Annotated in this window: 24 protein-coding genes; 12 read left to right on the top strand and 12 right to left on the bottom strand. The window is 58.0% G+C overall.

Going from position 1 to position 24,560, the window contains the following annotated elements:
- The first annotated feature begins 116 nt into the window (after window positions 1–116).
- Window positions 117–2,759, top strand: coding sequence for a bifunctional lysylphosphatidylglycerol flippase/synthetase MprF (gene mprF / locus AC19YQ_RS20970; RefSeq protein ID WP_133075810.1), 2,643 nt, complete (start codon window positions 117–119; stop codon window positions 2,757–2,759).
- On the top strand, window positions 2,759–4,039 hold the full coding sequence (locus AC19YQ_RS20965; protein WP_500595853.1) for a virulence factor family protein: 1,281 nt from the start codon (window positions 2,759–2,761) through the stop codon (window positions 4,037–4,039). The genes mprF and AC19YQ_RS20965 overlap by 1 nt, the downstream gene beginning before the upstream one ends.
- A 167-nt stretch (window positions 4,040–4,206) precedes the next feature.
- Here the strand turns inward: AC19YQ_RS20965 and AC19YQ_RS20960 are convergent, their stop codons facing one another.
- Window positions 4,207–6,108: a potassium transporter Kup gene (locus AC19YQ_RS20960; protein WP_133075812.1), complete on the bottom strand. Its 1,902-nt coding sequence runs from the start codon at window positions 6,106–6,108 to the stop codon at window positions 4,207–4,209.
- A 342-nt stretch (window positions 6,109–6,450) separates the two neighbouring features.
- Between AC19YQ_RS20960 and rimO the strand changes: the two genes are divergently transcribed.
- The 5 genes from rimO to tsaA all read left to right on the top strand — a co-directional run bounded on the left by rimO (window position 6,451) and on the right by tsaA (window position 10,505).
- Entirely contained in the window at window positions 6,451–7,791 is a 1,341-nt protein-coding gene (rimO, locus tag AC19YQ_RS20955) for a 30S ribosomal protein S12 methylthiotransferase RimO (RefSeq protein WP_500595852.1), read from the top strand.
- Between the two features lie 104 nt (window positions 7,792–7,895).
- Window positions 7,896–8,360, top strand: coding sequence for a GNAT family N-acetyltransferase (locus AC19YQ_RS20950; RefSeq protein WP_339473727.1), 465 nt, complete (start codon window positions 7,896–7,898; stop codon window positions 8,358–8,360).
- Window positions 8,361–8,431: 71 nt separating this feature from the next.
- Window positions 8,432–9,142 (top strand): rRNA pseudouridine synthase, encoded by a 711-nt coding sequence (locus tag AC19YQ_RS20945; RefSeq protein WP_133075816.1) that lies wholly within the window; start codon window positions 8,432–8,434, stop codon window positions 9,140–9,142.
- 71 nt (window positions 9,143–9,213) lie between these two features.
- The gene (locus tag AC19YQ_RS20940) at window positions 9,214–9,675 is read left to right on the top strand and encodes a YehS family protein (protein WP_095003025.1); all 462 of its coding nucleotides are present in this window, start codon (window positions 9,214–9,216) and stop codon (window positions 9,673–9,675) included.
- A gap of 134 nt (window positions 9,676–9,809) precedes the next feature.
- Window positions 9,810–10,505 (top strand): tRNA (N6-threonylcarbamoyladenosine(37)-N6)-methyltransferase TrmO, encoded by a 696-nt coding sequence (tsaA, locus tag AC19YQ_RS20935; protein WP_500595851.1) that lies wholly within the window; start codon window positions 9,810–9,812, stop codon window positions 10,503–10,505.
- 120 nt (window positions 10,506–10,625) lie between these two features.
- Here tsaA and fpr read toward each other — a convergent pair whose 3' ends face one another.
- Window positions 10,626–11,405 (bottom strand): ferredoxin-NADP reductase, encoded by a 780-nt coding sequence (gene fpr, locus AC19YQ_RS20930; RefSeq protein WP_019827846.1) that lies wholly within the window; start codon window positions 11,403–11,405, stop codon window positions 10,626–10,628.
- A gap of 117 nt (window positions 11,406–11,522) precedes the next feature.
- On the opposite strand from fpr, the gene AC19YQ_RS20925 reads away from it, so the two are divergent.
- Window positions 11,523–12,449 carry a LysR family transcriptional regulator gene (locus AC19YQ_RS20925; RefSeq protein ID WP_500595850.1) on the top strand — a complete coding sequence of 309 codons (927 nt, stop codon included), beginning with the start codon at window positions 11,523–11,525 and terminating at the stop codon, window positions 12,447–12,449.
- Here the strand turns inward: AC19YQ_RS20925 and AC19YQ_RS20920 are convergent.
- From AC19YQ_RS20920 to AC19YQ_RS20910, 3 genes are all read right to left on the bottom strand, one after another.
- Window positions 12,446–12,808 carry a diacylglycerol kinase gene (locus AC19YQ_RS20920; protein ID WP_133075819.1) on the bottom strand — a complete coding sequence of 121 codons (363 nt, stop codon included), beginning with the start codon at window positions 12,806–12,808 and terminating at the stop codon, window positions 12,446–12,448. The two genes, AC19YQ_RS20925 and AC19YQ_RS20920, sit on opposite strands and share 4 nt — an antisense overlap.
- An 85-nt stretch (window positions 12,809–12,893) precedes the next feature.
- Window positions 12,894–13,535 (bottom strand): response regulator transcription factor ErdR, encoded by a 642-nt coding sequence (gene erdR / locus AC19YQ_RS20915; RefSeq protein WP_500595849.1) that lies wholly within the window; start codon window positions 13,533–13,535, stop codon window positions 12,894–12,896.
- A gap of 303 nt (window positions 13,536–13,838) precedes the next feature.
- On the bottom strand, window positions 13,839–14,594 hold the full coding sequence (locus AC19YQ_RS20910; protein ID WP_500595848.1) for a tRNA-uridine aminocarboxypropyltransferase: 756 nt from the start codon (window positions 14,592–14,594) through the stop codon (window positions 13,839–13,841).
- A gap of 220 nt (window positions 14,595–14,814) precedes the next feature.
- Between AC19YQ_RS20910 and AC19YQ_RS20905 the strand changes: the two genes are divergently transcribed.
- Together AC19YQ_RS20905 and AC19YQ_RS20900 are read left to right on the top strand one after the other, a co-directional pair.
- On the top strand, window positions 14,815–15,225 hold the full coding sequence (locus AC19YQ_RS20905) for a PA3611 family quorum-sensing-regulated virulence factor (protein ID WP_019827851.1): 411 nt from the start codon (window positions 14,815–14,817) through the stop codon (window positions 15,223–15,225).
- A gap of 230 nt (window positions 15,226–15,455) precedes the next feature.
- Window positions 15,456–16,571, top strand: coding sequence for an LOG family protein (locus tag AC19YQ_RS20900; protein WP_339473721.1), 1,116 nt, complete (start codon window positions 15,456–15,458; stop codon window positions 16,569–16,571).
- 45 nt (window positions 16,572–16,616) lie between these two features.
- Here the strand turns inward: AC19YQ_RS20900 and recX are convergent, their stop codons facing one another.
- The 5 genes from recX to AC19YQ_RS20875 all read right to left on the bottom strand — a co-directional run bounded on the left by recX (window position 16,617) and on the right by AC19YQ_RS20875 (window position 20,192).
- Window positions 16,617–17,084: a recombination regulator RecX gene (gene recX / locus AC19YQ_RS20895; RefSeq protein WP_219260777.1), complete on the bottom strand. Its 468-nt coding sequence runs from the start codon at window positions 17,082–17,084 to the stop codon at window positions 16,617–16,619.
- Between the two features lie 8 nt (window positions 17,085–17,092).
- Window positions 17,093–18,199 carry a recombinase RecA gene (gene recA, locus AC19YQ_RS20890; protein ID WP_133075823.1) on the bottom strand — a complete coding sequence of 369 codons (1,107 nt, stop codon included), beginning with the start codon at window positions 18,197–18,199 and terminating at the stop codon, window positions 17,093–17,095.
- Window positions 18,200–18,282: 83 nt separating this feature from the next.
- Window positions 18,283–18,783: a CinA family protein gene (locus AC19YQ_RS20885; RefSeq protein WP_500595847.1), complete on the bottom strand. Its 501-nt coding sequence runs from the start codon at window positions 18,781–18,783 to the stop codon at window positions 18,283–18,285.
- Between the two features lie 54 nt (window positions 18,784–18,837).
- On the bottom strand, window positions 18,838–19,182 hold the full coding sequence (locus AC19YQ_RS20880) for a phage holin family protein (protein ID WP_133075825.1): 345 nt from the start codon (window positions 19,180–19,182) through the stop codon (window positions 18,838–18,840).
- Window positions 19,183–19,457: 275 nt separating this feature from the next.
- The gene (locus AC19YQ_RS20875; protein WP_500595846.1) at window positions 19,458–20,192 is read right to left on the bottom strand and encodes a LexA family transcriptional regulator; all 735 of its coding nucleotides are present in this window, start codon (window positions 20,190–20,192) and stop codon (window positions 19,458–19,460) included.
- A 189-nt stretch (window positions 20,193–20,381) separates the two neighbouring features.
- Here AC19YQ_RS20875 and mutS point away from each other — a divergent pair, with 189 nt between their 5' ends.
- Both mutS and fdxA read left to right on the top strand, forming a co-directional pair.
- Window positions 20,382–22,961 (top strand): DNA mismatch repair protein MutS, encoded by a 2,580-nt coding sequence (gene mutS, locus AC19YQ_RS20870; RefSeq protein WP_326425488.1) that lies wholly within the window; start codon window positions 20,382–20,384, stop codon window positions 22,959–22,961.
- Window positions 22,962–23,090: 129 nt separating this feature from the next.
- Entirely contained in the window at window positions 23,091–23,414 is a 324-nt protein-coding gene (fdxA, locus tag AC19YQ_RS20865; protein ID WP_133075828.1) for a ferredoxin FdxA, read from the top strand.
- 149 nt (window positions 23,415–23,563) lie between these two features.
- Here fdxA and AC19YQ_RS20860 read toward each other — a convergent pair whose 3' ends face one another.
- Both AC19YQ_RS20860 and AC19YQ_RS20855 read right to left on the bottom strand, forming a co-directional pair.
- The gene (locus AC19YQ_RS20860) at window positions 23,564–24,193 is read right to left on the bottom strand and encodes a CoA transferase subunit B (RefSeq protein WP_133075829.1); all 630 of its coding nucleotides are present in this window, start codon (window positions 24,191–24,193) and stop codon (window positions 23,564–23,566) included.
- A 2-nt stretch (window positions 24,194–24,195) separates the two neighbouring features.
- Window positions 24,196–24,560 (bottom strand): CoA transferase subunit A (locus tag AC19YQ_RS20855; RefSeq protein ID WP_500595845.1); only part of this gene is annotated, 365 nt, incomplete at its 5' end.

Below are 24,560 nucleotides of genomic sequence, written 5' to 3'. Positions count from 1 at the left end.
GGCCAAACCTGAACCTCAGGCAAACAGCCAAACATATTTAGAAATATTTTCACCAAAAGGATTGGTAACTTGAGCCTATGCCTCCATCCTATCGCGCACGATCCACGAGGTGATTGATGCCCGATAATTCGCCAGAACTTAAAGAAGCCGTCACAGCAGCCCACCCGATTGCCGCAACTCGTTTGCGCTGGCTGGATTTGCTGAGCAAGTATCGCCAACCCATTGGTCTGGCAATCACTTTGTTGCTGTTTGCGATAGCACTGATTGCCTGTCGCCACCTGCTCAGCGAACTTGACCTGTACGCCCTGCACGACTCGATCCTGGAAGTCCCCAAGCCCGCCCTCCTCGGTGCAGTGGCCGCGACTGCCGTGGGCTTTGTGATACTGCTGGGGTATGAGTGGTCCGCCAGCCGGTATGCCGGGGTCAAGCTGCCACCTAAAACCCTGGCATTGGGCGGCTTCACCGCCTTTGCTATCGGCAATGCCATCGGCCTGTCGCTGCTGTCCGGCGGTTCCGTGCGATATCGCCTGTATGCACGTCATGGCGTAGGCGCATCAGAAGTCGCCCACATGACGCTGTTCGCCAGCCTGTCACTGGGCTGTGCCTTGCCGCCACTGGCAGCACTGGCAACGTTGAGCAACTTGCCCGCCGCCTCCGCCGCCCTGCACATCCCGGCTTATATACTGGGTGCAATTGCTTTCGCGGTTCTGGCCCTGTTCGGGTTATTGGCACTGGGCATCTATCGCCGTCGCCTTCCTGAGCAACCGATCCCGGACAACCTGCTGGTAAAGGCCGGGCGTCGCACATTACGCCTGCCAAGCCCGCGCCTGACCTTCCTGCAATTAGTCATTACAGCCCTGGACGTCGCTGCAGCGGCCACCGTGCTGTATTTGCTGCTACCCGAAGCGCCACCTTTTGGCGCCTTTATGCTGGTGTATCTGCTGGCGCTGGCTGCTGGCGTACTCAGCCACGTGCCCGGCGGTGTCGGGGTTTTCGAAGCCATCCTGCTGGCCGCCTTTGCCGACAAGCTCGGCGCAGCACCTCTGGCGGCTGCCCTGCTGCTGTATCGCATGATCTATGTGATCCTGCCGCTGCTGATTGCCTGCCTGCTGCTGTTGCTGAACGAAGCCCAACGCCTGATCCATACCCGACAAAGCCTGCGGGTTGCCTCGGGCCTGGCCGCTCCGGTTCTGGCGGTCCTGGTATTTATGTCCGGCGTGGTGCTGCTGTTTTCCGGGGCCACTCCCGAAATTGACACACGCCTTGAGCACATCGGCTTTCTGATCCCGCACCGCCTGATTGACGCATCACACTTTGGCGCCAGCCTTATCGGCGTGCTGTGTCTGTTGCTTGCCCAAGGCCTGCGCCGGCGCCTGTCCGCCGCCTGGATGCTGACCACGATTCTGCTGCTGGTCGGCGCCGTGCTTTCCCTGCTCAAAGGCTTTGACTGGGAAGAAGCCACTATCCTGGTCCTGACCGCCAGCCTGCTGGGGCTGTTCCGCCGCTCGTTCTACCGTCCGAGCCGCCTGACCGAGTTGCCGTTTTCACCCCTGTATCTGGTGGCCAGTGTCTGCGTGCTGGGCGCCTCGATCTGGCTGTTGCTGTTCGCCTATCAGGACGTTCCTTACAGCCATCAACTCTGGTGGCAGTTCACCCTCGACTCGGACGCCCCACGGGGCCTGCGCTCGTTGCTGGGCGCAGCCGTGCTGCTGGTGATCGTGTCGCTGACCTGGCTATTGCGAACCGCACGCCCGGTGATTCACCTGCCCGATGCCGCAGAGCTGGAAAAAGCCGGAAAAATCATCCTGGCCTCCGACCAGCCCGATGGTGGCCTGGCCCTGACCGGCGACAAGGCCCTGCTGTTCCACCCGGATGAAAATGCCTTCCTGATGTACGCCCGCCGCGGGCGCAGCCTGGTAGCGCTGTACGACCCGATTGGACCGCCCCAGCAGCGTGCCGAGCTGATCTGGCAATTTCGCGACCTGTGCGACACCTTTCACGCCCGCCCCGTGTTCTATCAAGTCCGCGCCGAGAACCTGCCGTTTTACATGGACATTGGCCTGACCGCGATCAAGCTCGGCGAAGAAGCCCGGGTCGACTTGCACCGCTTTGATCTCGAAGCCAAGGGCAAAGAGATGAAAGACCTGCGCTACACCTGGAACCGTGGCACCCGTGACGGTCTGTCACTGGAAATCCACGAACCGGGTGAAGCCCCGATGGATGAACTCAAGGCCATTTCGGATGCCTGGCTTACCGGCAAAAACGTACGGGAAAAAGGCTTCTCCCTGGGTCGCTTCAGCGAGGACTACATCAAGCACTTTCGCGTGGCGATTATTCGCTTTGAAGGCAAGCCGGTAGCCTTCGCCAACCTGCTTGAAACCCACAGCCATGAGCTGTCGAGCCTCGACCTGATGCGCTCGCACCCCGAAGCGCCAAAACTGACCATGGAATTCATGATGGTGGGTTTGATTCAGCATTATAAAAAGCATGGATACGCACGTTTCAGCCTGGGAATGGTACCTCTGTCCGGCCTGCAACCCCGACGCGGCGCACCGTTGACCCAGCGTCTGGGGTCGATGCTGTTCCAGCGCGGCGAGCACCTGTACAACTTCCAGGGTTTGCGCCGCTTCAAAGATAAATTCCAGCCCGACTGGGAACCTCGTTATATGGCCGTGCCCGCCGGACTTGATCCGCTGGTAGCGCTGGCTGATACCGCCGCCCTGATTGCAGGCGGCTTGACTGGATTGGTGAAACGTTAATGAAACATCGTTCCTGGCGGTTTTTGTTGCTTGCCTTGATAGTTCTGGTCGCACTGGCTGCAGGCGGCTATTGGTTCTGGAATCGCCCCGCGCCTGAGCCAACAATTGAACACCTGAGTCAAACCAATGGCTCGACTCTGACCAACGTCACTCCCGGTCAGAAAGCCCTGGCCCGGGTGGTGATCGCCACCCCCGCCGAAGAAGCGCTCAATGACAAGCAGCTAGTGGCCTTGAGCCGTGGCGGCAAAGCACAGGTCGTGCAGGTGATACTGCCCAAGGATGATTGCACCCTGCAGCAGCAAGCCCTGCAAACTGCACTGCAACAACTCAAGGGCCCAGCGACGCTGGTCAGCGGTATCGGCCCGGGTGCCACCCTGGCTTGGCGCTGGCTGGCCGAGCAGACCAATGACAAGGCCCAGGCCGTGTCGGTCGGTTTCAAGCTTGAAGAGCCCGGCTGCGCCCTGCCCGTTCCAAAAACCGCTGCCCACGGCAACTGGCTGGTGGCCTGGAACGACAACCCTGACGACCCGAGCGCTGCGTTCGTACGTGATCAACCTAACGCTCAGACCAGCATCAGCGACTACGACATTCATTACCCGCAGGTACTGAGCAACGAACTGCGCAAAATACTGGTGGGCGATGAAAACGGCGGGTTGAGCATGCCGGTGGTCGAAGTGCCCGCAGGCCAGCAAAACAGCACCGTAACCCTGTTCCTGTCCGGTGACGGTGGCTGGCGAGACCTGGACCGCGATGTGGCCGGTGAAATGGCCAAGATCGGCTACCCGGTGGTCGGCATCGACATGCTGCGCTACTACTGGCAGCACAAAACACCCGAGCAAAGCGCCACCGACCTGACCGAACTGATGCAGCATTACCGTCAGAAGTGGGGCACCCAGCGCTTTGTACTGGTGGGCTACTCGTTTGGTGCTGACGTTTTGCCTGCCACTTACAATCGCTTGCCTGAAGCCGAGCAAAAGCGGGTCGACGCTATCATGCTCCTGGCATTTGCCCGCAGTGGCAGCTTTGAGATCCATGTCGATGGCTGGCTCGGCAAAGCCGGCGCCGAAGCCGATACGGGCGAGGAAATGTCCAAGCTGCCTGCCAGCAAAGTGGTATGCATCTATGGTGCAGAAGAGGTGGATGAAAGCGGCTGCACCGCCAAGACAGCCGTCGGCGAAAGCCTGAAACTGCCCGGCGGGCACCACTTCGACGAAAACTACCCGGCCCTGGCCCAGCGCCTTGTAGACCTGATCAAGAAACATCAGACGACTGCCGAGTAAGTCATTTGTGGGAGCGGGCTTGCTCGCGATGGGTGCGCTGCGGTTTATCAGGCAAACCGCAGCGTCTGTATCGCGAGCAAGCCCGCTCCCACAAAAGCGCCTCCCTCCTGCACAAAAAAGCCCCGACTCTCACGAGCCGGGGCTTTTTATTGGCGACCTGAACGCGGTTACATCTCGACCTGGGTCCCCAACTCGATAACCCGGTTAAGTGGCAACTTGAAGAAGCGCAAATTGCTGTTGGCGTTCTTGAGCATGAACGCGAACAACCCCTCGCGCCAACGCGCCATACCCACCAGCTTGGACGCAATCACCGTCTCCCGGCTAAGGAAGTAAGTGGTACGCATAGGGCTGAAATCCAGCTCATCGAGATGGCACAGCTTCAGCGCCTCAGGCACATCCGGCTCGTCCATGAAACCAAAGTGCAGGATCACCCGAAAGAAGCCATCTCCATACGAATCCACCTCGAAACGCCGCGAAGCAGGAACCCGGGGCGAATCTTCGTTGACCACCGTCAGCAATACCACTTGCTCGTGCAGCACCTGGTTATGCAGCAGGTTGTGCAACAGCGCATGGGGCACCGCGTCCGGACGGGCCGTCAGAAACACCGCAGTCCCTTGAACCCGGTGCGGCGGTTGCACCCTGATACTGCTGATAAACAGCGGCAAGGGCAGCGCACTTTCGTCAAGGCGATCCACCAGCAGTTGCTTGCCGCGACGCCAAGTGGTCATCAGGATAAACAGCACAATCCCCGCCAGCACCGGGAAGGCCCCGCCCTGCACAATTTTGGGTACGTTGGCGGCAAAGAACAGACCGTCCACCAACAGAAAGCCAATCAGTACAGGCACTGCCAGAATCGGCGGCCACTTCCACAGCAACAGCATCACCGCCGACACCAGAATACTGGTGATCAGCATGGTGCCGGTCACCGCCACCCCGTAGGCCGACGCCAGGGCCCCCGAGGATTCAAAGCCCAGCACCAGCAAAATCACCCCGACCATCAGCGACCAGTTCACCGCACCGATGTAAATCTGCCCCTGCTCGGCACTGGAGGTGTGCTGGATATGCATGCGCGGGATATAACCGAGTTGAATCGCCTGGTGGGTCAGGGAGAACGCCCCGGAAATCACTGCCTGGGAGGCAATCACCGTGGCCAGCGTGGCCAGGCCTACCAGAGGAATCAGCGCCCAGGCGGGTGCCAGCAAATAGAACGGGTTACGGGCAGCCTCGGGGTTTTCCAGAAGCAGAGCACCCTGCCCGAAGTAATTGAGCACCAACGCAGGCAACACCAGGATGAACCAGGCCCGGGCAATCGGCTTGCGCCCAAAGTGGCCCATGTCGGCATACAGCGCTTCAGCGCCGGTCAACGCCAGCACCACGGCGCCCAGAATGGCCACGCCCATGCCGGGGTGCGAGACGAAGAAACGCACGCCCCACACGGGGTTCAGCGCATTGAGCACCTCAGGATGTTGAGCGATGCCATGAATACCGAGCCCGCCCAACACGACGAACCACAGCACCATGATCGGACCGAACAGCTTGCCCAGAGTGGCTGTGCCACGGCGCTGGATCAAAAAGAGCGCCACCAGCACGATCAGGGCCAGCGGCACGACCCAGCGCTCCAGCCCGCTGAACGCCAGTTCAAGCCCTTCGACCGCTGACAATACCGAGATCGCCGGAGTAATCATGCTATCGCCGTAAAACAGCGAAGCACCGATCAGCCCCAGGATCACCAACACCGAACGCAGCTTGGGATAGGGCGAAGCAGCACGCCGTGCCAATGCGGTCAGGGCCATGATGCCGCCCTCACCTTCGTTGTCTGCCCGCAGAATGAACAGCACATACTTGATCGAGACCACCCAGATCAGCGACCACAGGATCAACGCCAGAATCCCGAACACACCGTCATGGTTGACTTGCACTCCATACCCGCCGGAAAACACCTCCTTGAGGGTGTACAGGGGGCTGGTACCAATATCGCCGTACACCACGCCGACCGCTGCAACCAGCATCCCTATGGGCCTGGCCTTTGAGTGACCGTCTTCTGCCGCCTGACTACTTGCCTGCCCCATCAACCACCCCTACGACCATGGACCGCGTTTCTTAATGGTTTGCGCTACATTTGTTCAGCAGCATGCGCTGATTTTGCGAATCTGATCCACGAAATTCGGGTGATTGAAAACCCTGTTTTCGCGACGGCGCGCAGCATAGCGCAGCACTCGTCGTAAATCCCCGTATAACGCTGGTCAAGTACGTTGACCATAGCTAAAATTGCGCACTTTTTTTGATCAGAGGCGCACAAGAGCCTGTTACTGCTTGGTTGATCATTTCAACAAAGCGCCAGCAGGCCCAAAGCGCCCGTTCGTCGTGCAGCCTTTACGGGCATGTAACGTCACTACATACCGAGGTTCGCCATGTCCACCATTACCCCCAAGTCAGCCAACCCAAAGGTTGGCTTTGTTTCTCTGGGTTGCCCGAAAGCGTTAGTAGACTCCGAGCGCATCCTTACGCAGCTGCGTATGGAAGGCTACGACGTCGTCTCCACCTACCAGGACGCTGACGTCGTTGTGGTCAACACCTGCGGCTTCATCGACAGCGCGAAAGCTGAATCCCTGGAAGTGATCGGTGAAGCGATCAAGGAAAACGGCAAGGTCATCGTGACCGGCTGCATGGGTGTCGAAGAAGGCAACATCCGCAACGTACACCCAAGCGTGCTCGCCGTGACCGGCCCGCAGCAGTACGAGCAAGTGGTCAACGCCGTGCACCAGGTGGTGCCACCGCGCCAGGATCACAACCCGCTGATCGATCTGGTGCCGCCTCAAGGCATCAAGCTGACGCCGCGTCACTACGCCTACCTGAAGATTTCCGAAGGCTGCAACCACAGCTGCAGCTTCTGCATCATCCCGTCGATGCGCGGCAAGCTGGTCAGCCGTCCGGTGGGTGACGTCCTCGACGAAGCCCAGCGCCTGGTCAAGGCTGGCGTAAAAGAACTGCTGGTGATTTCCCAGGACACCAGCGCCTACGGCGTTGATGTGAAGTACCGTACCGGTTTCTGGAACGGCGCCCCGGTCAAGACCCGCATGACCGAACTCTGCGAAGCGCTTAGCTCGCTGGGTGTGTGGGTCCGCCTGCACTACGTTTACCCGTACCCGCACGTTGACGAGCTGATCCCGCTGATGGCCGCCGGCAAGATCCTGCCGTACCTGGACATCCCGTTCCAGCACGCCAGCCCCAAAGTGCTCAAGGCCATGAAACGCCCTGCGTTTGAAGACAAGACCCTGGCCCGCATCAAAAACTGGCGCGTGATCTGTCCGGACCTGATTATCCGTTCGACCTTCATCGTCGGCTTCCCGGGTGAAACCGAAGAAGACTTCCAGTACCTGCTCGACTGGCTGACCGAAGCGCAACTGGATCGCGTGGGTTGCTTCCAGTACTCGCCAGTAGAAGGCGCCCCCGCCAACCTGCTGGACGCGGCCATCGTGCCGGACGACGTCAAGCAGGATCGCTGGGACCGCTTCATGGCCCACCAACAGGCCATCAGCGCCGCACGCCTGCAGATGAAAATCGGCAAGGAAATCGAAGTCCTGATCGACGAAGTTGATGAGCAAGGCGCTGTTGGCCGCTGCTTCTTCGACGCACCGGAAATCGACGGCAACGTGTTTATCGCTACCGAAAAAGACATCAAGCCGGGTGACAAGATCATGTGTCGCGTCACCGACGCCGATGAGTATGACTTGTGGGCTGAAGTGATCTAAACCGCGACTGCCCCTCAAAAAGCCCTGCCGCTCTCGCGCCAGGGCTTTTTTTACGGCTATCGTTAATCCATTGCTATCCCTACCTGTGTCAGGAGACACGCTTGATGCAACAACAATGGGTTATTCATACGCCACGCCTTACGGACTTCGAAGAACTGACCGACGTGTGGGAAGCATCGGTACGGGCTACCCACGACTTTTTGCCTGACAGCTATATCCAACTGTTACGGGGTCTGGTCAAAGATCAATATCTGGATGCCGTGATGCTGATCTGTTGCAAGGATCCCGTCAGCAAACGCATAACCGGCTTTGCGGGCGTAGCGGGAGGCAAGGTGGAAATGCTGTTTATCCACCCCGATTACCGGGGACAAGGCATAGGCAGGTGCCTGCTGATGTTCGCCATCAACGAACTGAATGCCGAGCGCCTCGACGTCAACGAGCAGAACCCGCAAGCCATTGGCTTCTACCTCAAGCAAGGTTTTGAGGTCACCGGGCGCTGCGAAAAAGACGGCCTGGGCCAACCTTATCCATTGCTGCACCTGCGGTATAAACGCCCAGCACGTGCATAAGGCAAATGTTGCCGGGCTTAACCGGCGCCAGGCGGGTACAATAGCCGCCCAATTCCTATACGGCCCCTGTCATGTCTGAACCGATACGTCTCTCCAAACGCCTCATCGAACTCGTCGGCTGCTCCCGCCGTGAGGCCGAACTGTTCATTGAAGGTGGCTGGGTCACGGTAGATGGCGAAGTCATCGACGAGCCGCAATTCAAGGTCGACAACCAAAAAGTCGAGCTGGACCCAGAGGCCAAGGCTACTGCGCCAGAGCCGGTGACCATCTTGTTGAACGCCCCGGCGGGCCTGGACACTGACAGCGCCCTGGCGTTGATCGGCCCTGAAACCCTGAGCGAGGAGCACCGTTTCGGCAAGCGCCCGCTAAAAGGCCACTTCCTGCGCCTGAGCGTTGGCAACGAGCTGCAAGCCAACGCCAGCGGCCTGCTGGTGTTTACTCAAGACTGGAAAATCGTGCGCAAGCTGACGGCCGATGCCAACAAGATCGAGCAGGAGTACGTGGTTGAAGTCTCTGGCGAGATGGCACCCCACGGTTTGAACCGCCTCAATCACGGCATGACCTACAAGGGTCGCGAGCTGCCTGCGGTCAAGGCCAGCTGGCAGAGTGAAAACCGCCTGCGCTTTGCGATGAAAAATCCGCAGCCGGGGGTCATTGCACTCTTCTGCCAGGCCGTCGGCCTGACGGTCATCTCTATCCGCCGGATCCGTATTGGTGGCGTGTCGATGGGTAAATTGCCCGTTGGCCAATGGCGCTACATGAGCGCCAAAGAAAAGTTCTAAGCCCCACACCGAACATTTCGACACCGCAGCAATGCCTGCGGTGCTCACTGCTGAATATCAGGATTACCCACATGATTCATAACGACGTACTGCGTAGCGTGCGCTACATGCTCGACATCAGCGACAACAAGGTTGTCGAAATCATCAAGCTTGGTGGTCTTGAAGTCACCAAGGAAGACGTACTGACCTACCTGAAAAAAGACGAAGAAGAAGGTTTTGTTCGTTGCCCTGACGACGTGATGGCGCACTTTCTTGATGGCCTGGTGATCTTCAAGCGCGGCAAGGACGAAAGCCGTGCACCGATGCCTGTTGAGCTGCCGGTGACCAACAACATCATCCTGAAAAAACTGCGCGTGGCCTTCGAACTCAAGGAAGACGACATGCACGCCATCCTCAAGGCTGCTGGTTTTCCGGTATCCAAGCCTGAGCTGAGCGCCTTGTTCCGCAAGTTCGGCCACACCAACTACCGCACCTGTGGCGACCAGTTGCTGCGCAACTTCCTGAAAGGCCTGACCCTGCGCGTTCGCGACTGAAAACACACCTCCTGTGGGAACGGGCTTGCTCGCGATTCAGACGCCTCGGTCCATCTGAACCACTGGGGCGTTGCTATCGCGAGCAAGCCCGCTCCCACAAGAACCTGACCTGACCCACCAGCCCGACATCCTCCATGACCTATACCGTCTCCCCCATCGGATTTGTGCACTCCTGCTTCAAGGAGAAGTTCGCGATCCCCCGTCAGCCGCAACTGGCTCCGGCCGCCCGTGGCGTGCTGGAACTGGTCGCGCCTTTCGATCAGGGCGATGCGGTACAAGGGCTGGAGCAGGTCAGTCATGTCTGGCTTTTGTTCGTGTTCCATCAAGCGCTCGAAGACAAACCCCGGCTAAAAGTACGCCCGCCACGGCTGGGCGGTAACAAGTCGATGGGCGTGTTTGCAACCCGCGCCACCCACCGCCCGAATGGCATCGGCCAGTCTGTGGTCAAGCTGGACAAGGTTGAAGCCAATCGCCTGTGGATCTCAGGAATCGACCTGCTCGACGGCACGCCGATTCTCGATATCAAACCCTATGTGCCTTACGCGGACATCATTGCCGATGCCAGCAATGGCATGGCCAGCGCGGCACCGATGTTGATTCCCGTGGCGTGGGCCGATACGGCCCTGCAACAGGCTCATACACAGGCTCTACGCCTCCAGGAGCCGCTGGTGGCACTGATTGAGCAATGCCTGGCGCAAGACCCGCGCCCGGCCTACCAGACGCCCACCCCCGAACGAGAGTACGGCGCGCAGTTCTGGGATCTGGACGTACGCTGGCATTACCCTGAACCCGGCACGATCCGGGTGCTTGAGGTAATTCCCAAGCAGTGATCTGAAACGCAATGTGGGAGCGGGCTTGCTCGCGATTGTGGAGTTCCAGTCACCGCACAGGTGTCTGAAAGACCGATATCGCGAGCAAGCCCGCTCCCACATTTTTTTGATCGGTGCGGTTTACTTCTCGACGAAGGCGCGCTCGATCAGATAGTCACCCGGCTCACGCATACGTGGCGAAACTTTCAGGCCGAAGCTGTTCAGCACTTCGCTGGTTTCGTCGAGCATGCTCGGGCTGCCGCACAACATGGCACGGTCGTCCTGCGGGTTGATTGGAGGCAGACCGATGTCGCTGAACAGTTTGCCGCTGCGCATCAGATCGGTCAGACGGCCTTCGTTCTCGAACGGCTCGCGGGTCACGGTTGGGTAGTAGATCAGCTTTTCACGCAGCGCTTCGCCGAAGAACTCGTTCTGTGGCAGGTGCTCGGTGATGAACTCGCGGTAGGCGACTTCATTGACGTAACGCACGCCGTGGCACAGGATCACTTTTTCGAAACGCTCGTAGGTTTCCGGGTCCTGGATGACGCTCATAAATGGCGCCAAGCCAGTACCGGTGCTGAGCAGGTACAGATGCTTGCCCGGCTTCAAGTCGTCCAGCACCAGCGTACCCGTAGGTTTTTTGCTGATGATGATCTCGTCGCCTTCCTTCAAGTGTTGCAACTGGGAAGTCAGCGGGCCATCCGGCACCTTGATGCTGAAGAACTCCAGATGCTCTTCCCAGTTCGGGCTGGCGATCGAGTAGGCACGCATAAGCGGACGGCCGTTGGGCTGTTGCAGGCCGATCATCACGAACTGACCGTTCTCGAAGCGCAGACCCGGGTCGCGGGTGCACTTGAAGCTGAACAGGGTGTCGTTCCAGTGATGAACACTGAGGACACGTTCGTGGTTCATGTTGCTCATGTACGGGGCTCCTAATTTCGCCTGCGCTGACTATGGGCGCGATTGCACAGCATTCTAATGGCGGCGACAATATCTGTTAACTGAATTATCAAGATAAGGGTTATCGGTTATATCGATATGCGATTTACTCTCAGACAACTCCAGGTGTTCGTTGCCGTCGCCCAACAAGAGAGCGTGTCTCGCGCTGCTGGTTTGTTGGCCCTTTCACAATCTGCTGCCAGTACCTCGATTACCGAGCTGGAGCGCCAAACCAGCTGCCAGCTGTTCGATCGTGCGGGCAAGCGTTTAAGCCTTAATGCTCTGGGCCGCCAACTGCTGCCTCAGGCCGTCGCCCTGCTGGATCAGGCCAAGGAAATCGAAGACCTGCTCAACGGCAAATCCGGCTTTGGCTCATTGACCGTGGGCGCCACACTGACCATCGGCAACTATCTGGCGACCCTGCTGATAGGCAGCTTCATGCAGGCGCACCCTGAAAGTCAGGTCAAGCTGGTGGTTCAAAATACAGCCCATATCGTGCAACAAGTCGCCCATTACGAAATTGACCTGGGTCTGATCGAAGGCGATTGCGCTCATCCGGACATCGAAGTCCAGAGCTGGGTAGAGGATGAACTGGTGGTTTTCTGCGCTCCGCAGCATCCGCTGGCGATTCGTGGTCACGCCACACTGGAAGAGTTGACCCGTGAAGCGTGGATTTTGCGCGAGCAGGGCTCCGGCACCCGCCTGACGTTCGATCAGGCCATGCGCCATCACCAAACTGCGCTCAATATTCGCCTGGAGCTGGAGCACACTGAAGCGATCAAACGGGCGGTGGAGTCGGGACTGGGCATTGGATGCATCTCACGCCTGGCGTTGCGCGACGCTTTTCGCCGCGGCAGCCTGGTCGCCGTGGAAACACCCGACCTGGATCTGGCCCGACAGTTTTTCTTTATCTGGCACAAAAAGAAGTATCAGACGTCTGCCATGCGCGAGTTTCTGGAACTGTGCCGCGCCTTCACCGCAGGGGTTCAGCGCAGCGACGAGATCGTATTACCGACCATCGCTTAAAGCAGAATGACCGCCCATACCACGGCAATCATGGTCAGCACCACAAACTGGGCGGCGCTGCCCATGTCCTTGGCATTTTTCGACAATGGGTGCAAGTCGAGGGAGATACGGTCAACCACTGCCTCAATCGCCGAATTCAACAATTCCACAATCAATGCCAACAGGCATACCGCGATCAGCAAGGCCCGCTCTACCCGGCTCACATTCAGCAGGAAGCTCAGCGGGATCAATATCACGTTCAGCAGCACTAACTGGCGAAAAGCCGCCTCGCCTGTAAAGGCTGCGCGCATACCGTCCAGCGAGTAACCGCTGGCATTCAAAATCCGTTTAAATCCGGTTTTACCCTTGAAAGGCGACATAGATAGGCAACTGCGCAAAAAAATGAGAAAGGGACGCTAGTTCACGCCTCGTCAAAAAAGCGTGAAGGCTCGCAGGTTAATGGCTCTAAATTGATTCAAGTTGCTGCAAGAGTAGCGCGGCCTGGGTTCGTGTGCGAACTCCCAGCTTGCGGAAAATCGCGGTCACGTGGGCCTTGATGGTTGCTTCGGAAACGCTCAGCTCATAGGCGATCTGTTTGTTCAACAAACCTTCACACACCATGGTCAGCACCCGGAACTGCTGTGGAGTCAAGCTGGCCAGGCCTTCGCTGGCGGCCTTGGCCTCAGCCGACACCTGAACTTCTTCAAACGCCTGGGGCGGCCAGCTCACATCACCATCCAGCACCGCGCGCACGGCTTTTTGAATCTCATCCAGCGAGCTGGATTTTGGGATAAAACCACTGGCGCCAAATTCCCGCGACCGCACCATGATCGAGGCTTCTTCCTGAGCTGAAACCATCACTACCGGGATCTGCGGGTATTGACCACGCAACAACACCAGCCCGGAGAAACCGTAAGCGCCCGGCATGTTCAAGTCGAGCAGCACCAGATCCCAATCGGCCTTGATTGCCAGCTGTGTTTCAAGCTCAGCAATACTGGCAACCTCAACCAGGCGAACATCAGAGCCCAGCCCAATGCTCACAGCCTGGTGCAAGGCACTGCGAAACAGCGGATGGTCGTCGGCAATCAGGATTTCGTATGTGGCCATTTTTTAAATGATCCTGTTTTTCAGGCGAGCCCTGATGAATTCCAGCACTCGCTAAGGCAACTCGAGCAATAGCTCAAAGACTAGGGGTCAAAGGGCGCGATTTACGCTAAACGTCGGCAAATATAAGTGTTTTAGCAGCTACTGCAGCCGAATCGGCGCCAAGCATGCCCAGCGAAACGGGGGTGGTCAAGTTGAAAACCTGACGCCTGGGTCCAAGAGGAAGCTATCACGGCGCCATCATCCAAATACGAACAATGGCACTCGCTTGCATCTGCCGGAAAAGTGTAGCGCTACTTCTTTAGTCTATTGAGCCCGATTCCGGGGAAGGTCTTTTACAAAAACGCCCAGTTCCTGGTGTGCGACGCTGGATTCATTCATCGGCAGCTGGTTTTTCGCGTCCAGGTAATGCTGGCTGAACACATCGAAATAGGCATCCAGCGCACTTGAAGCCTCGGTATCGCCGGCCAGCTCAAGGCATAAACTGGCCACTTCTGCGGTACACAGATGCTCACTTCGTGTGGAGCGCCGCAGCCGGTAGCGCGACAGCCTTTCAGGCAGCAGGCTCAAAATAGGCAAGGCATCGAAATACGGGCTTTTACGAAAGATCTTGCGGGCCTCGGTCCAGGTTGCATCCAGCAGGATAAACAGCGGGCGCTTGCTGCTGTCCAGGTCCACCGTGTGCGTTACCCGCTCAGGGGCGACGTACTCACCGGGAAACACCAGATAAGGCTGCCACTGCGGATCGGACAGCAATGCCAGCAGCGCTTCGTCGGTCTCGGTTCGCGACCAGATAAAGGCAAAGTTGTCGCTGACTACGTCCGCAATCAACCAACCTGTATTGCTGGGTTTGAACACTTCCTTTTTAGTCATGACCAAACACACACCCGAGCGCGTGCTGACCTTTGGCCGCCAGTTGCACAGGCAGTGGCTTTCAATCACGCGACAGGTATGGCAACGCGGGGCACGTGAGCCACGCGCCAGGTAAGGCTTGGTGCTCTCCTCTTCGCGCTCGTCTCGTAAACGGGCTACAGAATTCGGGGGAAAGGTCGTCAGGGTCATGGATTTTTACTTAAAGGCGCCAACCGTCCATTTGCCAGAATTGGCACACCAACGGATTCACAAGAGAAAGGCGGCAAGTTTAACAGAGGCGCAGTAACAGGGCGCGAATCCATGACCTTTGGCATTTCCTGCCAACTCATGCTGACCTATACTCCTGCGCCACTGAACGCACAGATATGTGGCCGGTCTAAGCCTGCGTCACTGAAATCAGGAGAGTTTCATGCTGCGCCATATCATTCCGACCGTCGCTCTTATGCTTGCACTGCCTCTGGCTGCCCAAGCGGCTTCTCTCAAGGATTTTGAGTTGAACAAAACCCTGCTCAAGGTTGCCGCGAAAAGCAATGAAGGCAAACCACGGGCTATCAATGCGGACCTGTTGGACAAAGGCTTTACGGTAGACGGCACTGTTTTGATCAACAATCTGGAGGCCAGCCCTACATTGTCCGCCCAGATGCGCTCCAATCCTGAAGAAACAGTCCCGCAACTGGGTCGCAGTGTTTGCAGCAACGCAGGTTTCCGCACCCTGATGGCTCAAGGTGCGACGCTGCGCTACAGCTTCAAGGAATACAAAACCAACAGTCCGGTCCTGATCCAGGATTTCCGGGCTGAAAACTGCCAGCGCAAAAAGTAACCTCGCTGACACGCCGTACCTCCCGGTACGGCGCATGAGCCTGCCACAGGCCTCGACACTACGTTCCCCCGCATGACCTCCTCGCACCAAACTCCATGTAGGTCAGGCAATTAGCTATTGCCAGCCAAGACATCCCGGGACCATCATCGAACCATCATGGTTGACACTCTGTGTCTCTGCGGCTGCCCACCTGCGCCGCCTTCAAGGATGTTGTGTAGAAGGAGAAATACATGCCTGATCAATCCAATGACACCCTGACGCTGCACTTCCAGGAACAGGGGCTGGATCTTGCTCATGAAGTCGACGAGCAACTGCAACGGGTCGCCCCCGATAGCCCGAACCGGGCGCTTTACCGAGAAATGTTGCTGACCGTATTGCGCATGGCCCACGACGATCTTGATCGCTGGAATGCCAAAATCACCCTTCAAGCCATCCGCGAGCTCGAAAAAACCTTTCGAACTCTGGAGCAGTTCAAGGGGCGACGCAAAGTCACGGTCTTCGGCTCGGCCAGAACCCCTATCGAACACCCGCTCTATGCGCTGGCCCGGGAAATGGGCAGCGTGCTGGCCAAGTCCGACATCATGGTCATTACCGGCGGCGGTGCGGGCATCATGGCCGCAGCCCATGAAGGTGCAGGCCTGGCCCATAGCCTGGGTTTCAACATCACCCTGCCCTTCGAGCAACGGGCCAACCCCACCATCAACGGCACTCCCAATGTGCTGGCGTTTCACTTTTTCTTTACCCGCAAACTGTTTTTCACCAAGGAAGCAGATGCTCTGGTGATGTGCCCGGGCGGCTTTGGCACGCTGGATGAAGTGCTGGAAGTGCTGACACTGATGCAGACCGGCAAGACCCCGCTGGTACCGGTAGTTTTGCTGGATGTGCCAGGCGGTTCGTTTTGGCAGGGGGCGCTGGACTTCATTCACAACCAACTGGAGGCCCACCAGTACATTCTGCCCAACGATTTGAAGTTGATGCGCCTGGTACATAGCGCTGAAGAGGCGCTTGCTGAAATCAACCAGTTCTACAACAACTTTCATTCAAGCCGATGGTTGAACAAGACCTTTGTCATCCGCATGAAGCGACCTCTCAGCGCGTTGGCGCTCAAGGCGATACAGAAAGACTTTGCCGATATTTGCTTGAGTGATGGTTTCCATCAACAGGGATATTGCAGCTTTGAGCATGAAGACCCCAAGTTCAACCACCTTACCTGCCTGGGCTTTGCATTTAGCGGGCGCAATCAGGGGCGGTTGCGCGAACTGGTCGATTTTATCAACCTGCCGCAAAACTGGGAGACAGTTGACCGTTCGATTACGTCCTCACAGCCCGCATCCGTAGCGGACTGAAAATACACCCTGTGGGAGCGAGCAGGCTCGCTCCCACAGCGGCTGTCAGTCTTCAAACTCTCGGCCGCTCAACAAGCGGCCGATCATTTCAAGCGGATACCCTCGGTAGCTTAAAAAGCGCCCTTGGCGGGCACGTTCCTTCGCATCGACAGGCAACTGACCGGAAAACTTGCGGCGCCAGGTATCTTCCAGCTGCTCTTGCCAGTTGAAACCACACTCTCGCAACGCCTCCTCGATATCCCCACGCACCAGGCCACGCTGGCTAAGCTCTTCGCGAATTCGCAAAGGGCCATAACCTGAACCGGCACGGTAGTTGATATAGCTCTCGAGATAACGAGACTCGGACAACAGCCCCTCTTCCGTCAGACGGTCAAGGGCGGCGTCAATCATGTCGGGGCAAGCCCCGCGCTGACGCAGCTTGCGCGTCAGCTCGACTCGACCGTGCTCGCGTCGCGCGAGCAGGTCCATTGCAGTCCGTCGCACTGCGACGGGGGTATCCAGAACGGCGATCATGATGTCTATCAGTTATCGCTGTCGGTAGCGTTTTCCATTTCTTCAGCTTCAGCCAGTGCTGCAGCTTCTTTGGCAGCCTTGCTCAGTTTTGGCATGACTTTCATTTCTGCCAGCTCAGCGTCGGTCTTTGGCCCCAGCAACTTCTCACGCAGCTGCTTCTCCAACGCATCCTTGATATCAGGGTTGTCGTCCAGGAACTTGGCGGAGTTGGCCTTGCCCTGACCAATCTTGCTGCCGTTGTAGCTGTACCAGGCACCGGCTTTTTCAACGAAGCCATGCAACACGCCCAGGTCAATCATCTCACCGTTCAGGTAGATGCCCTTGCCGTACAGGATCTGGAACTCGGCCTGACGGAATGGCGGTGCCACCTTGTTCTTGACCACTTTGACGCGGGTTTCGCTGCCTACTACCACATCGCCTTCTTTCACGGCGCCGGTGCGACGGATATCCAGGCGTACCGAAGCGTAGAACTTCAGCGCGTTACCACCGGTAGTGGTTTCCGGGCTGCCGAACATCACGCCGATTTTCATGCGGATCTGGTTGATGAAGATAACCAGGCAGTTGGCGTTCTTGATGTTACCGGTGATTTTACGCAGCGCCTGGGACATCAGACGGGCTTGCAGGCCAACGTGGGTATCGCCCATGTCGCCTTCGATTTCAGCTTTTGGCGTCAGTGCAGCAACGGAGTCGATGATGATCACGTCAACCGCATTGGAACGCACCAGCATGTCGGTGATTTCCAGTGCCTGTTCGCCGGTGTCAGGCTGGGAAACCAGCAGGTCATCAACGTTTACGCCCAGTTTGGCAGCGTACTCAGGGTCAAGGGCGTGCTCTGCGTCGACGAAAGCGCACGTTGCACCCGCTTTTTGCGCCTGTGCAATCACGGACAGGGTAAGCGTGGTTTTACCCGACGACTCTGGACCGTAGATTTCAACAATACGGCCTTTTGGCAAGCCGCCAATGCCCAGTGCGATATCCAGACCCAGGGAGCCCGTGGAGATCGCCGGAACTGCCTGACGCTCCTGGTCGCCCATCAGCATCACGGCACCCTTGCCGAATTGACGTTCGATCTGACCCAGGGCCGCAGCCAAGGCTTTCTTCTTGTTGTCGTCCATTAAAGTCCTCTCGTAATCAATAAGGCCCGACGGCCGATAACTGTATAAGTAGCCAGTATTATTCCACAGGGTTAAACGATCGCCTACCCCTCATTTTTTATTTCTCGTACCGTTCGGCGTATTAAGCCTTCCAGAGCGGCAATCACCGTTTGCTGGCGCACCTCATCACGGTCACCGGGGAAGTGCCTGCGCTCGGTCGTCACCTGATCACCATCGCCCCACGCCAGCCAGACGGTGCCGACCGGCTTCTCTGGCGAACCGCCACCCGGGCCGGCAACGCCACTCACGGCGACGGCAAATCGAGCCCCGCTTTGCACCTGCGCACCACGCACCATCGCCTCAACCACCTCGCGACTGACCGCTCCCACCTGAGTGAACAAAGGCTCGGGGACATTCAGTTGCCTGGTTTTTTGCTGGTTGGAGTAGGTGACGAATCCCGCCTCAAACCAGGCGGAGCTGCCAGCGATGCGGGTGATGGCTTCAGCGATGCCGCCGCCGGTGCAGGATTCGGCGGTCGTCACCTGGGCATTAAGAGCCTGTAACAGCAGCCCAAGTTCAGTCGCAAGTTGAGATATTCGGTCCACGGTCCTCTCCTGATGGGCGCGTCTGCGCCATAACCTACACCAAAATAGCGTCTGCTATGGCTCGATCCGCGAGTCGCCAGCCGAACCATCGACCCCAAGCCGCCTGGCGGCCCAGCGCTGGTACAGGCTGATGGCCGCATCCGCACCGGCCAGCGCGGTCAGGCACCCCAGTGCACCGGCCGCCAGAATCGACATCCCTGCCGAGTACAGCAGCATGAAGGTCGACACACCGCACACCATGCATGCCCCCGAACGCAGCGCCAGGCGCCGCAACAGCAACCATCCGCTTGCTCCGTCCTTGTCCGCCCGCCACATCTCACCAAAAACACCGCCCACCAAGGCAAGAAGGATGACCAGTAAAACCGGCATTTCCAGCAAAACCTGCGGCTCATTAATCATGTCATCACTCCTGTGTCCTTATTGATAAGCGCCAATTTCTGGCTCGGGCTGTACAGCGGGCGCCCTCTGTTACGCCACATCCCTGCTTGAGTTACATCGTGGACCGCCATGCAGCAAAGACTATGCATGTATGGATATACAGTCAATGCACCAGTGCATATATTTATCCGGATGATTTCAGCAAGCCGGAAAAAGCTAACAATTACGGCGTGAATGGTCTTTTTGATGACGAAAAAAAACCCACTAACTTGTGGGTTGCTTCTTAAATACGAGGGTTAGCGTGCGTACATGCCCCACCAGAATACATGCCCGAGGATCACCAACTGCTCATCCTCCATAACGTTGTAGGCGTAATCCTCATCGGGGAACTCATCGCGATTGAAGCTGCGCAAACGGAGCCCTCCCGCCAGGCGATACAGTTGTTTGACCCGCAACTGACCATTGTGATTGACCGCATAGAGGTCGCCATCAATGACTTCCTCCAGCGTACGCTTGCCAGCATTGACCCCGACCGTAGCGCCATCGCGCAGAACGGGCAGCATGCTGTCACCGCGCACGGTCACGCATTTGGCCTGATCGAATTCCACACCGTTATGACGCAGGCTGCGTTTGCCGAAACGCAGCCTGGCGCGCTCGCTCTCTTCAATGGCAAAACGCCCGGAGCCCGCTGCCAGTTCGACCTGGCGCAAAAACGGAATGGACACTTCATCGTCCGCCACCGGGGTATCGTCGTCCCACAGGCAAATATCGCGCAGCTCAGGGTGATGCAAGCCGGCTTCTGACGCGGCAAACGTACAGGGGTCATCCCGGCCACGCAGACGATCGGTGCTGATGTGGAAATACTCGGCGATTTTGGAGATATGTCTGTCGGAAGGATCGACAATTTTACCGCTCAAAATACGTGACAACGTGGGCTGCGGCACCCCAGTGCTACGGTGCAGCGCCATCGCGCTGATTCCGTGCCGGGCAAGCAGCTCTTTAAGGACGGTTGAAACAGTTCGTTTGGACATGACGGCAATAGTGCTGGCCGTGTTTATTGATGGCAAATGCTATTTCTTCTATTTATAGCCACGCGCAAGCGCCCCTCCTTGCGCACCTGTAGATGCAAGGGGCTGACATGTTAACCTTGCGCCCATTGCGAAAACCTCAGGCCACGGCCTGCCTTTCCCCCACTTCTGAACGAATCCGCCTAAGCCCTGATGAGTAAAAATACTTCCGACCTGTCCAGCCACACGCCGATGATGCAGCAGTACTGGCGCCTGAAGAATCAGCACCCTGATCAGCTGATGTTCTATCGCATGGGCGATTTCTACGAAATCTTCTACGAAGACGCGAAGAAAGCCGCCAAATTGCTGGATATCACACTCACGGCACGTGGTCAGTCTGCAGGTCAGGCGATCCCGATGTGCGGGATTCCTTACCATGCAGCTGAAGGCTATCTGGCCAAGCTGGTCAAGCTTGGCGAGTCGGTGGTGATTTGTGAGCAGGTCGGCGACCCGGCCACCAGCAAGGGGCCGGTTGATCGTCAGGTCGTGCGTATCATCACGCCGGGGACGGTCAGTGATGAGGCACTGATGGATGAGCGCCGCGACAACCTGATTGCCGCCGTGCTCGGCGATGAGCGCTTGTTTGGCCTCGCCGTTCTGGACATCACCAGCGGTAACTTCTCGGTACTGGAGATCAAGGGCTGGGAAAACCTGCTGGCAGAGCTTGAGCGCATCAACCCGGTCGAGCTGATGATTCCCGATGACTGGCCACAAGGCCTGCCGGCCGAAAAACGTCGTGGGGTTCGTCGCCGCGCGCCGTGGGATTTTGAACGCGACTCGGCCCTGAAAAGTCTGTGCCAGCAGTTTTCGACCCAAGACCTTAAAGGCTTTGGCTGCGAAAACCTGACCCTGGCCATTGGCGCCGCAGGTTGCCTGCTCAGCTACGCCAAGGAAACCCAGCGCACGGCCCTGCCCCACTTGCGCAGCCTGCGCCATGAGCGCCTGGACGACACCGTCGTACTGGACGGCGCCAGCCGACGCAATCTGGAGCTGGACACCAACCTCGCGGGCGGACGCGACAACACCTTGCAGTCGGTGGTCGACCGCTGCCAGACCTCGATGGGCAGCCGCTTGCTGACCCGCTGGCTGAACCGTCCGTTGCGCGACCTCAACGTGCTGCTGGCTCGCCAGTCATCGATCACCTGCTTGCTGGACGGCTATCGCTTCGAAAAGCTGCAGCCACAGCTCAAGGAAATCGGCGATCTGGAGCGTATTCTGGCCCGTATCGGCCTGCGCAATGCTCGCCCCCGCGATCTGGCACGCCTGCGCGATGCCTTGAACGCATTGCCTGAACTGCAAGATGCAATGATCGGACTCGAAGCGCCGCATCTGCAACAACTGGCCACGACTACCAGCACCTACCCCGAGTTGGGAGCCCTGCTGGAAAAAGCAATCAACGACAATCCGCCAGCCGTGATCCGCGATGGCGGTGTATTGAAAACCGGTTACGACGCCGAGCTCGATGAGCTGCAGTCACTGAGCGAAAACGCCGGGCAGTTTCTGATTGATCTGGAAGCCAGGGAAAAAGCCCGCACCGGCCTGGCCAACCTCAAGGTCGGTTACAACCGGGTACACGGCTACTTTATCGAGTTGCCAAGCAAGCAGGCCGAGCAGGCACCGGCTGATTACATCCGCCGCCAAACGCTCAAGGGCGCCGAACGCTTTATCACCCCGGAGCTCAAAGCCTTCGAAGACAAGGCCCTGTCGGCCAAAAGTCGGGCCCTGGCCCGCGAGAAGATGCTCTACGAAGCACTGCTCGAAGAAATGATCAGCCACCTTGCACCGCTGCAAGACACCGCCGCCGCACTGGCCGAGCTGGATGTGCTGAGCAACCTGGCCGAGCGTGCACTGAACCTGGACTTGAACTGCCCGCGCTTTGTGGACGAGCCGTGCATGCGCATCAGCCAGGGTCGTCACCCGGTGGTCGAGCAAGTACTGACCACCCCATTTGTGGCGAATGATCTGGCGCTGGATGACAACACGCGCATGCTGGTCATCACCGGCCCGAACATGGGCGGTAAATCGACCTACATGCGCCAGACCGCATTGATTGTCCTGCTGGCCCACATCGGCAGTTTTGTTCCGGCAGCCAGCTGCGAGCTGTCGCTGGTTGACCGTATCTTCACCCGGATCGGCTCCAGCGATGACCTGGCGGGCGGCCGTTCGACCTTTATGGTCGAGATGAGCGAAACCGCCAACATCTTGCACAACGCCACCGACCGCAGCCTGGTGCTGATGGATGAAGTCGGTCGCGGCACCAGCACCTTCGACGGCTTGTCGCTGGCGTGGGCTGCGGCAGAACGTCTCGCCCAATTACGGGCCTACACCTTGTTCGCCACCCATTACTTCGAGTTGACGGTACTGCCCGAGAACGAACCGCTGGTCGCCAACGTGCACTTGAGCGCAACCGAGCACAACGAACGCATTGTGTTCCTGCACCATGTGTTGCCTGGCCCTGCGAGCCAGAGTTATGGCTTGGCAGTGGCACAGCTTGCGGGTGTTCCAGCCAATGTCATCACCCGTGCCCGCGAGCATTTGAGCCGCCTGGAGACCACCAGTCTGCCCCACGAAGTACCCCCGGCGACCCCTGGCAAAAAGTCGGCACCGCAGCAAAGCGACCTGTTTGCCAGCCTCCCTCACCCGGTACTGGATGACCTTTCCAGGCTGGATCTGGACAACATTACGCCGCGTAAAGCACTTGATTTGCTCTACACATTAAAGACACGCCTTTAAAAGCTGCTAGAATCGCGCGCGGTTCGGGATGCTACTGACCTTTTAGCCTGGTCTGTAGATATCACTCCCGAACCCGGCGAACCCGTTCTGGAAGGGCTTCGCTGCCGCCGCCTGAGGAGAGAATTAGAAATGACCTTCGTCGTCACCGACAACTGCATCAAGTGCAAGTACACCGACTGCGTAGAAGTCTGTCCGGTGGACTGCTTTTACGAAGGCCCGAACTTCCTGGTGATTCACCCGGATGAGTGCATTGACTGCGCGCTTTGTGAGCCTGAATGCCCTGCACAGGCGATCTTCTCTGAAGATGAAGTGCCTGCTGGCATGGAGAATTTTATTCAGTTGAATGTCGAGCTGGCTGAAATCTGGCCCAACATCACTGAACGCAAAGACCCTCTGCCGGACGCGGCCGAGTGGGATGGCACCCCAGGCAAGATCGCCGACCTGGAACGCTGATTCACGCTTAAGTAAAAAGCCCCGCGAGGGGCTTTTTGCGTTTTGCGGCATCAAACTTTTGTGGGAGCGGGCTTGCTCGCGATGGCATCACTGCGGTTTGACAGTTAAACCGCGGCGCGGGCATCGCGAGCAAGCCCGCACCCACAGATTCAAGCGTTGATTTCGCAGCCGGTGGCCGCTTTCAGCTCTTCAAGACTGACGCCCGCTGCCAGCTCGACCAGCTTGAGCCCCTGCCCGGTCACATCCAGCACGGCCAAATCGGTAATGATCCGGTCAACCACACCCACGCCAGTCAACGGCAAGTCGCACTGCTTGAGCAGTTTATGGGTGCCGCCCTTGGCTGTGTGCTCCATCAGCACCACCACCCGTTTGACTCCGGCCACCAGATCCATAGCACCGCCCATGCCCTTGACCATCTTCCCGGGGATCATCCAGTTGGCCAGGTCGCCTTTCTCGGAGACTTGCATCGCCCCCAGAATCGACAGATTGATATGGCCGCCGCGAATCATTGCGAACGAATCAGCGCTGTTGAAGAAGCTGCTGCCCGGCAAGGTCGTAATGGTTTGCTTGCCCGCGTTGATCAGGTCGGCATCGACTTCATCGTCGGCGGGAAACGGCCCTATGCCCAGCAGACCGTTCTCACTTTGCAACCATACGTCCATCCCCTCGGGAATATAGTTGGCCACCAGCGTAGGCAAACCGATACCCAGATTGACGTAAAAGCCGTCCTGCAGTTCTTGGGAGGCGCGCTGCGCCATTTCTTCACGAGTCCAGGCCATGATCAGGCGCTCCGCACAGTGCGATGTTCGATACGTTTTTCCGGAGTGGCGTTGAGCACCAGCCGCTGCACGTAAATCCCGGGCAAATGAACTTGATCAGGCTCGATCTCGCCGATTTCAACGATTTCTTCCACTTCCACCACACACACCTTGGCCGCCATTGCTGCCAACGGGTTGAAGTTACGTGCAGTTTTGTTGAACAGCAGATTGCCGGACTTGTCGGCTTTCCAGGCCTTGACCAAGGCTACATCGGCGCGCAACGAACGCTCCATGACGTACCACTCGCCATCGAACTCACGGGTTTCCTTGCCTTCAGCCACCAGCGTGCCGTAACCGGTCTTGGTGAAAAAAGCCGGGATACCCGCCC

The organism is Pseudomonas sp. MF06569 (assembly GCF_059862735.1).
This window is presented reverse-complemented; position numbering and strand designations above follow the sequence as displayed.

Bases quoted from the DNA above. Each gene is read 5' to 3' on its own strand.
- mprF (WP_133075810.1), top strand. From the start codon at position 117: ATGCCCGATAATTCGCCAGAACTTAAAGAAGCCGTCACAGCAGCCCAC.
- AC19YQ_RS20965 (WP_500595853.1), top strand. From the start codon at position 2,759: ATGAAACATCGTTCCTGGCGGTTTTTGTTGCTTGCCTTGATAGTTCTG.
- AC19YQ_RS20960 (WP_133075812.1), bottom strand. From the start codon at position 6,108: ATGGGGCAGGCAAGTAGTCAGGCGGCAGAAGACGGTCACTCAAAGGCC.
- rimO (WP_500595852.1), top strand. From the start codon at position 6,451: ATGTCCACCATTACCCCCAAGTCAGCCAACCCAAAGGTTGGCTTTGTT.
- AC19YQ_RS20950 (WP_339473727.1), top strand. From the start codon at position 7,896: ATGCAACAACAATGGGTTATTCATACGCCACGCCTTACGGACTTCGAA.
- AC19YQ_RS20945 (WP_133075816.1), top strand. From the start codon at position 8,432: ATGTCTGAACCGATACGTCTCTCCAAACGCCTCATCGAACTCGTCGGC.
- AC19YQ_RS20940 (WP_095003025.1), top strand. From the start codon at position 9,214: ATGATTCATAACGACGTACTGCGTAGCGTGCGCTACATGCTCGACATC.
- tsaA (WP_500595851.1), top strand. From the start codon at position 9,810: ATGACCTATACCGTCTCCCCCATCGGATTTGTGCACTCCTGCTTCAAG.
- fpr (WP_019827846.1), bottom strand. From the start codon at position 11,405: ATGAGCAACATGAACCACGAACGTGTCCTCAGTGTTCATCACTGGAAC.
- AC19YQ_RS20925 (WP_500595850.1), top strand. From the start codon at position 11,523: ATGCGATTTACTCTCAGACAACTCCAGGTGTTCGTTGCCGTCGCCCAA.
- AC19YQ_RS20920 (WP_133075819.1), bottom strand. From the start codon at position 12,808: ATGTCGCCTTTCAAGGGTAAAACCGGATTTAAACGGATTTTGAATGCC.
- erdR (WP_500595849.1), bottom strand. From the start codon at position 13,535: ATGGCCACATACGAAATCCTGATTGCCGACGACCATCCGCTGTTTCGC.
- AC19YQ_RS20910 (WP_500595848.1), bottom strand. From the start codon at position 14,594: ATGACCCTGACGACCTTTCCCCCGAATTCTGTAGCCCGTTTACGAGAC.
- AC19YQ_RS20905 (WP_019827851.1), top strand. From the start codon at position 14,815: ATGCTGCGCCATATCATTCCGACCGTCGCTCTTATGCTTGCACTGCCT.
- AC19YQ_RS20900 (WP_339473721.1), top strand. From the start codon at position 15,456: ATGCCTGATCAATCCAATGACACCCTGACGCTGCACTTCCAGGAACAG.
- recX (WP_219260777.1), bottom strand. From the start codon at position 17,084: ATGATCGCCGTTCTGGATACCCCCGTCGCAGTGCGACGGACTGCAATG.
- recA (WP_133075823.1), bottom strand. From the start codon at position 18,199: ATGGACGACAACAAGAAGAAAGCCTTGGCTGCGGCCCTGGGTCAGATC.
- AC19YQ_RS20880 (WP_133075825.1), bottom strand. From the start codon at position 19,182: ATGATTAATGAGCCGCAGGTTTTGCTGGAAATGCCGGTTTTACTGGTC.
- AC19YQ_RS20875 (WP_500595846.1), bottom strand. From the start codon at position 20,192: ATGTCCAAACGAACTGTTTCAACCGTCCTTAAAGAGCTGCTTGCCCGG.
- mutS (WP_326425488.1), top strand. From the start codon at position 20,382: ATGAGTAAAAATACTTCCGACCTGTCCAGCCACACGCCGATGATGCAG.
- fdxA (WP_133075828.1), top strand. From the start codon at position 23,091: ATGACCTTCGTCGTCACCGACAACTGCATCAAGTGCAAGTACACCGAC.
- AC19YQ_RS20860 (WP_133075829.1), bottom strand. From the start codon at position 24,193: ATGGCCTGGACTCGTGAAGAAATGGCGCAGCGCGCCTCCCAAGAACTG.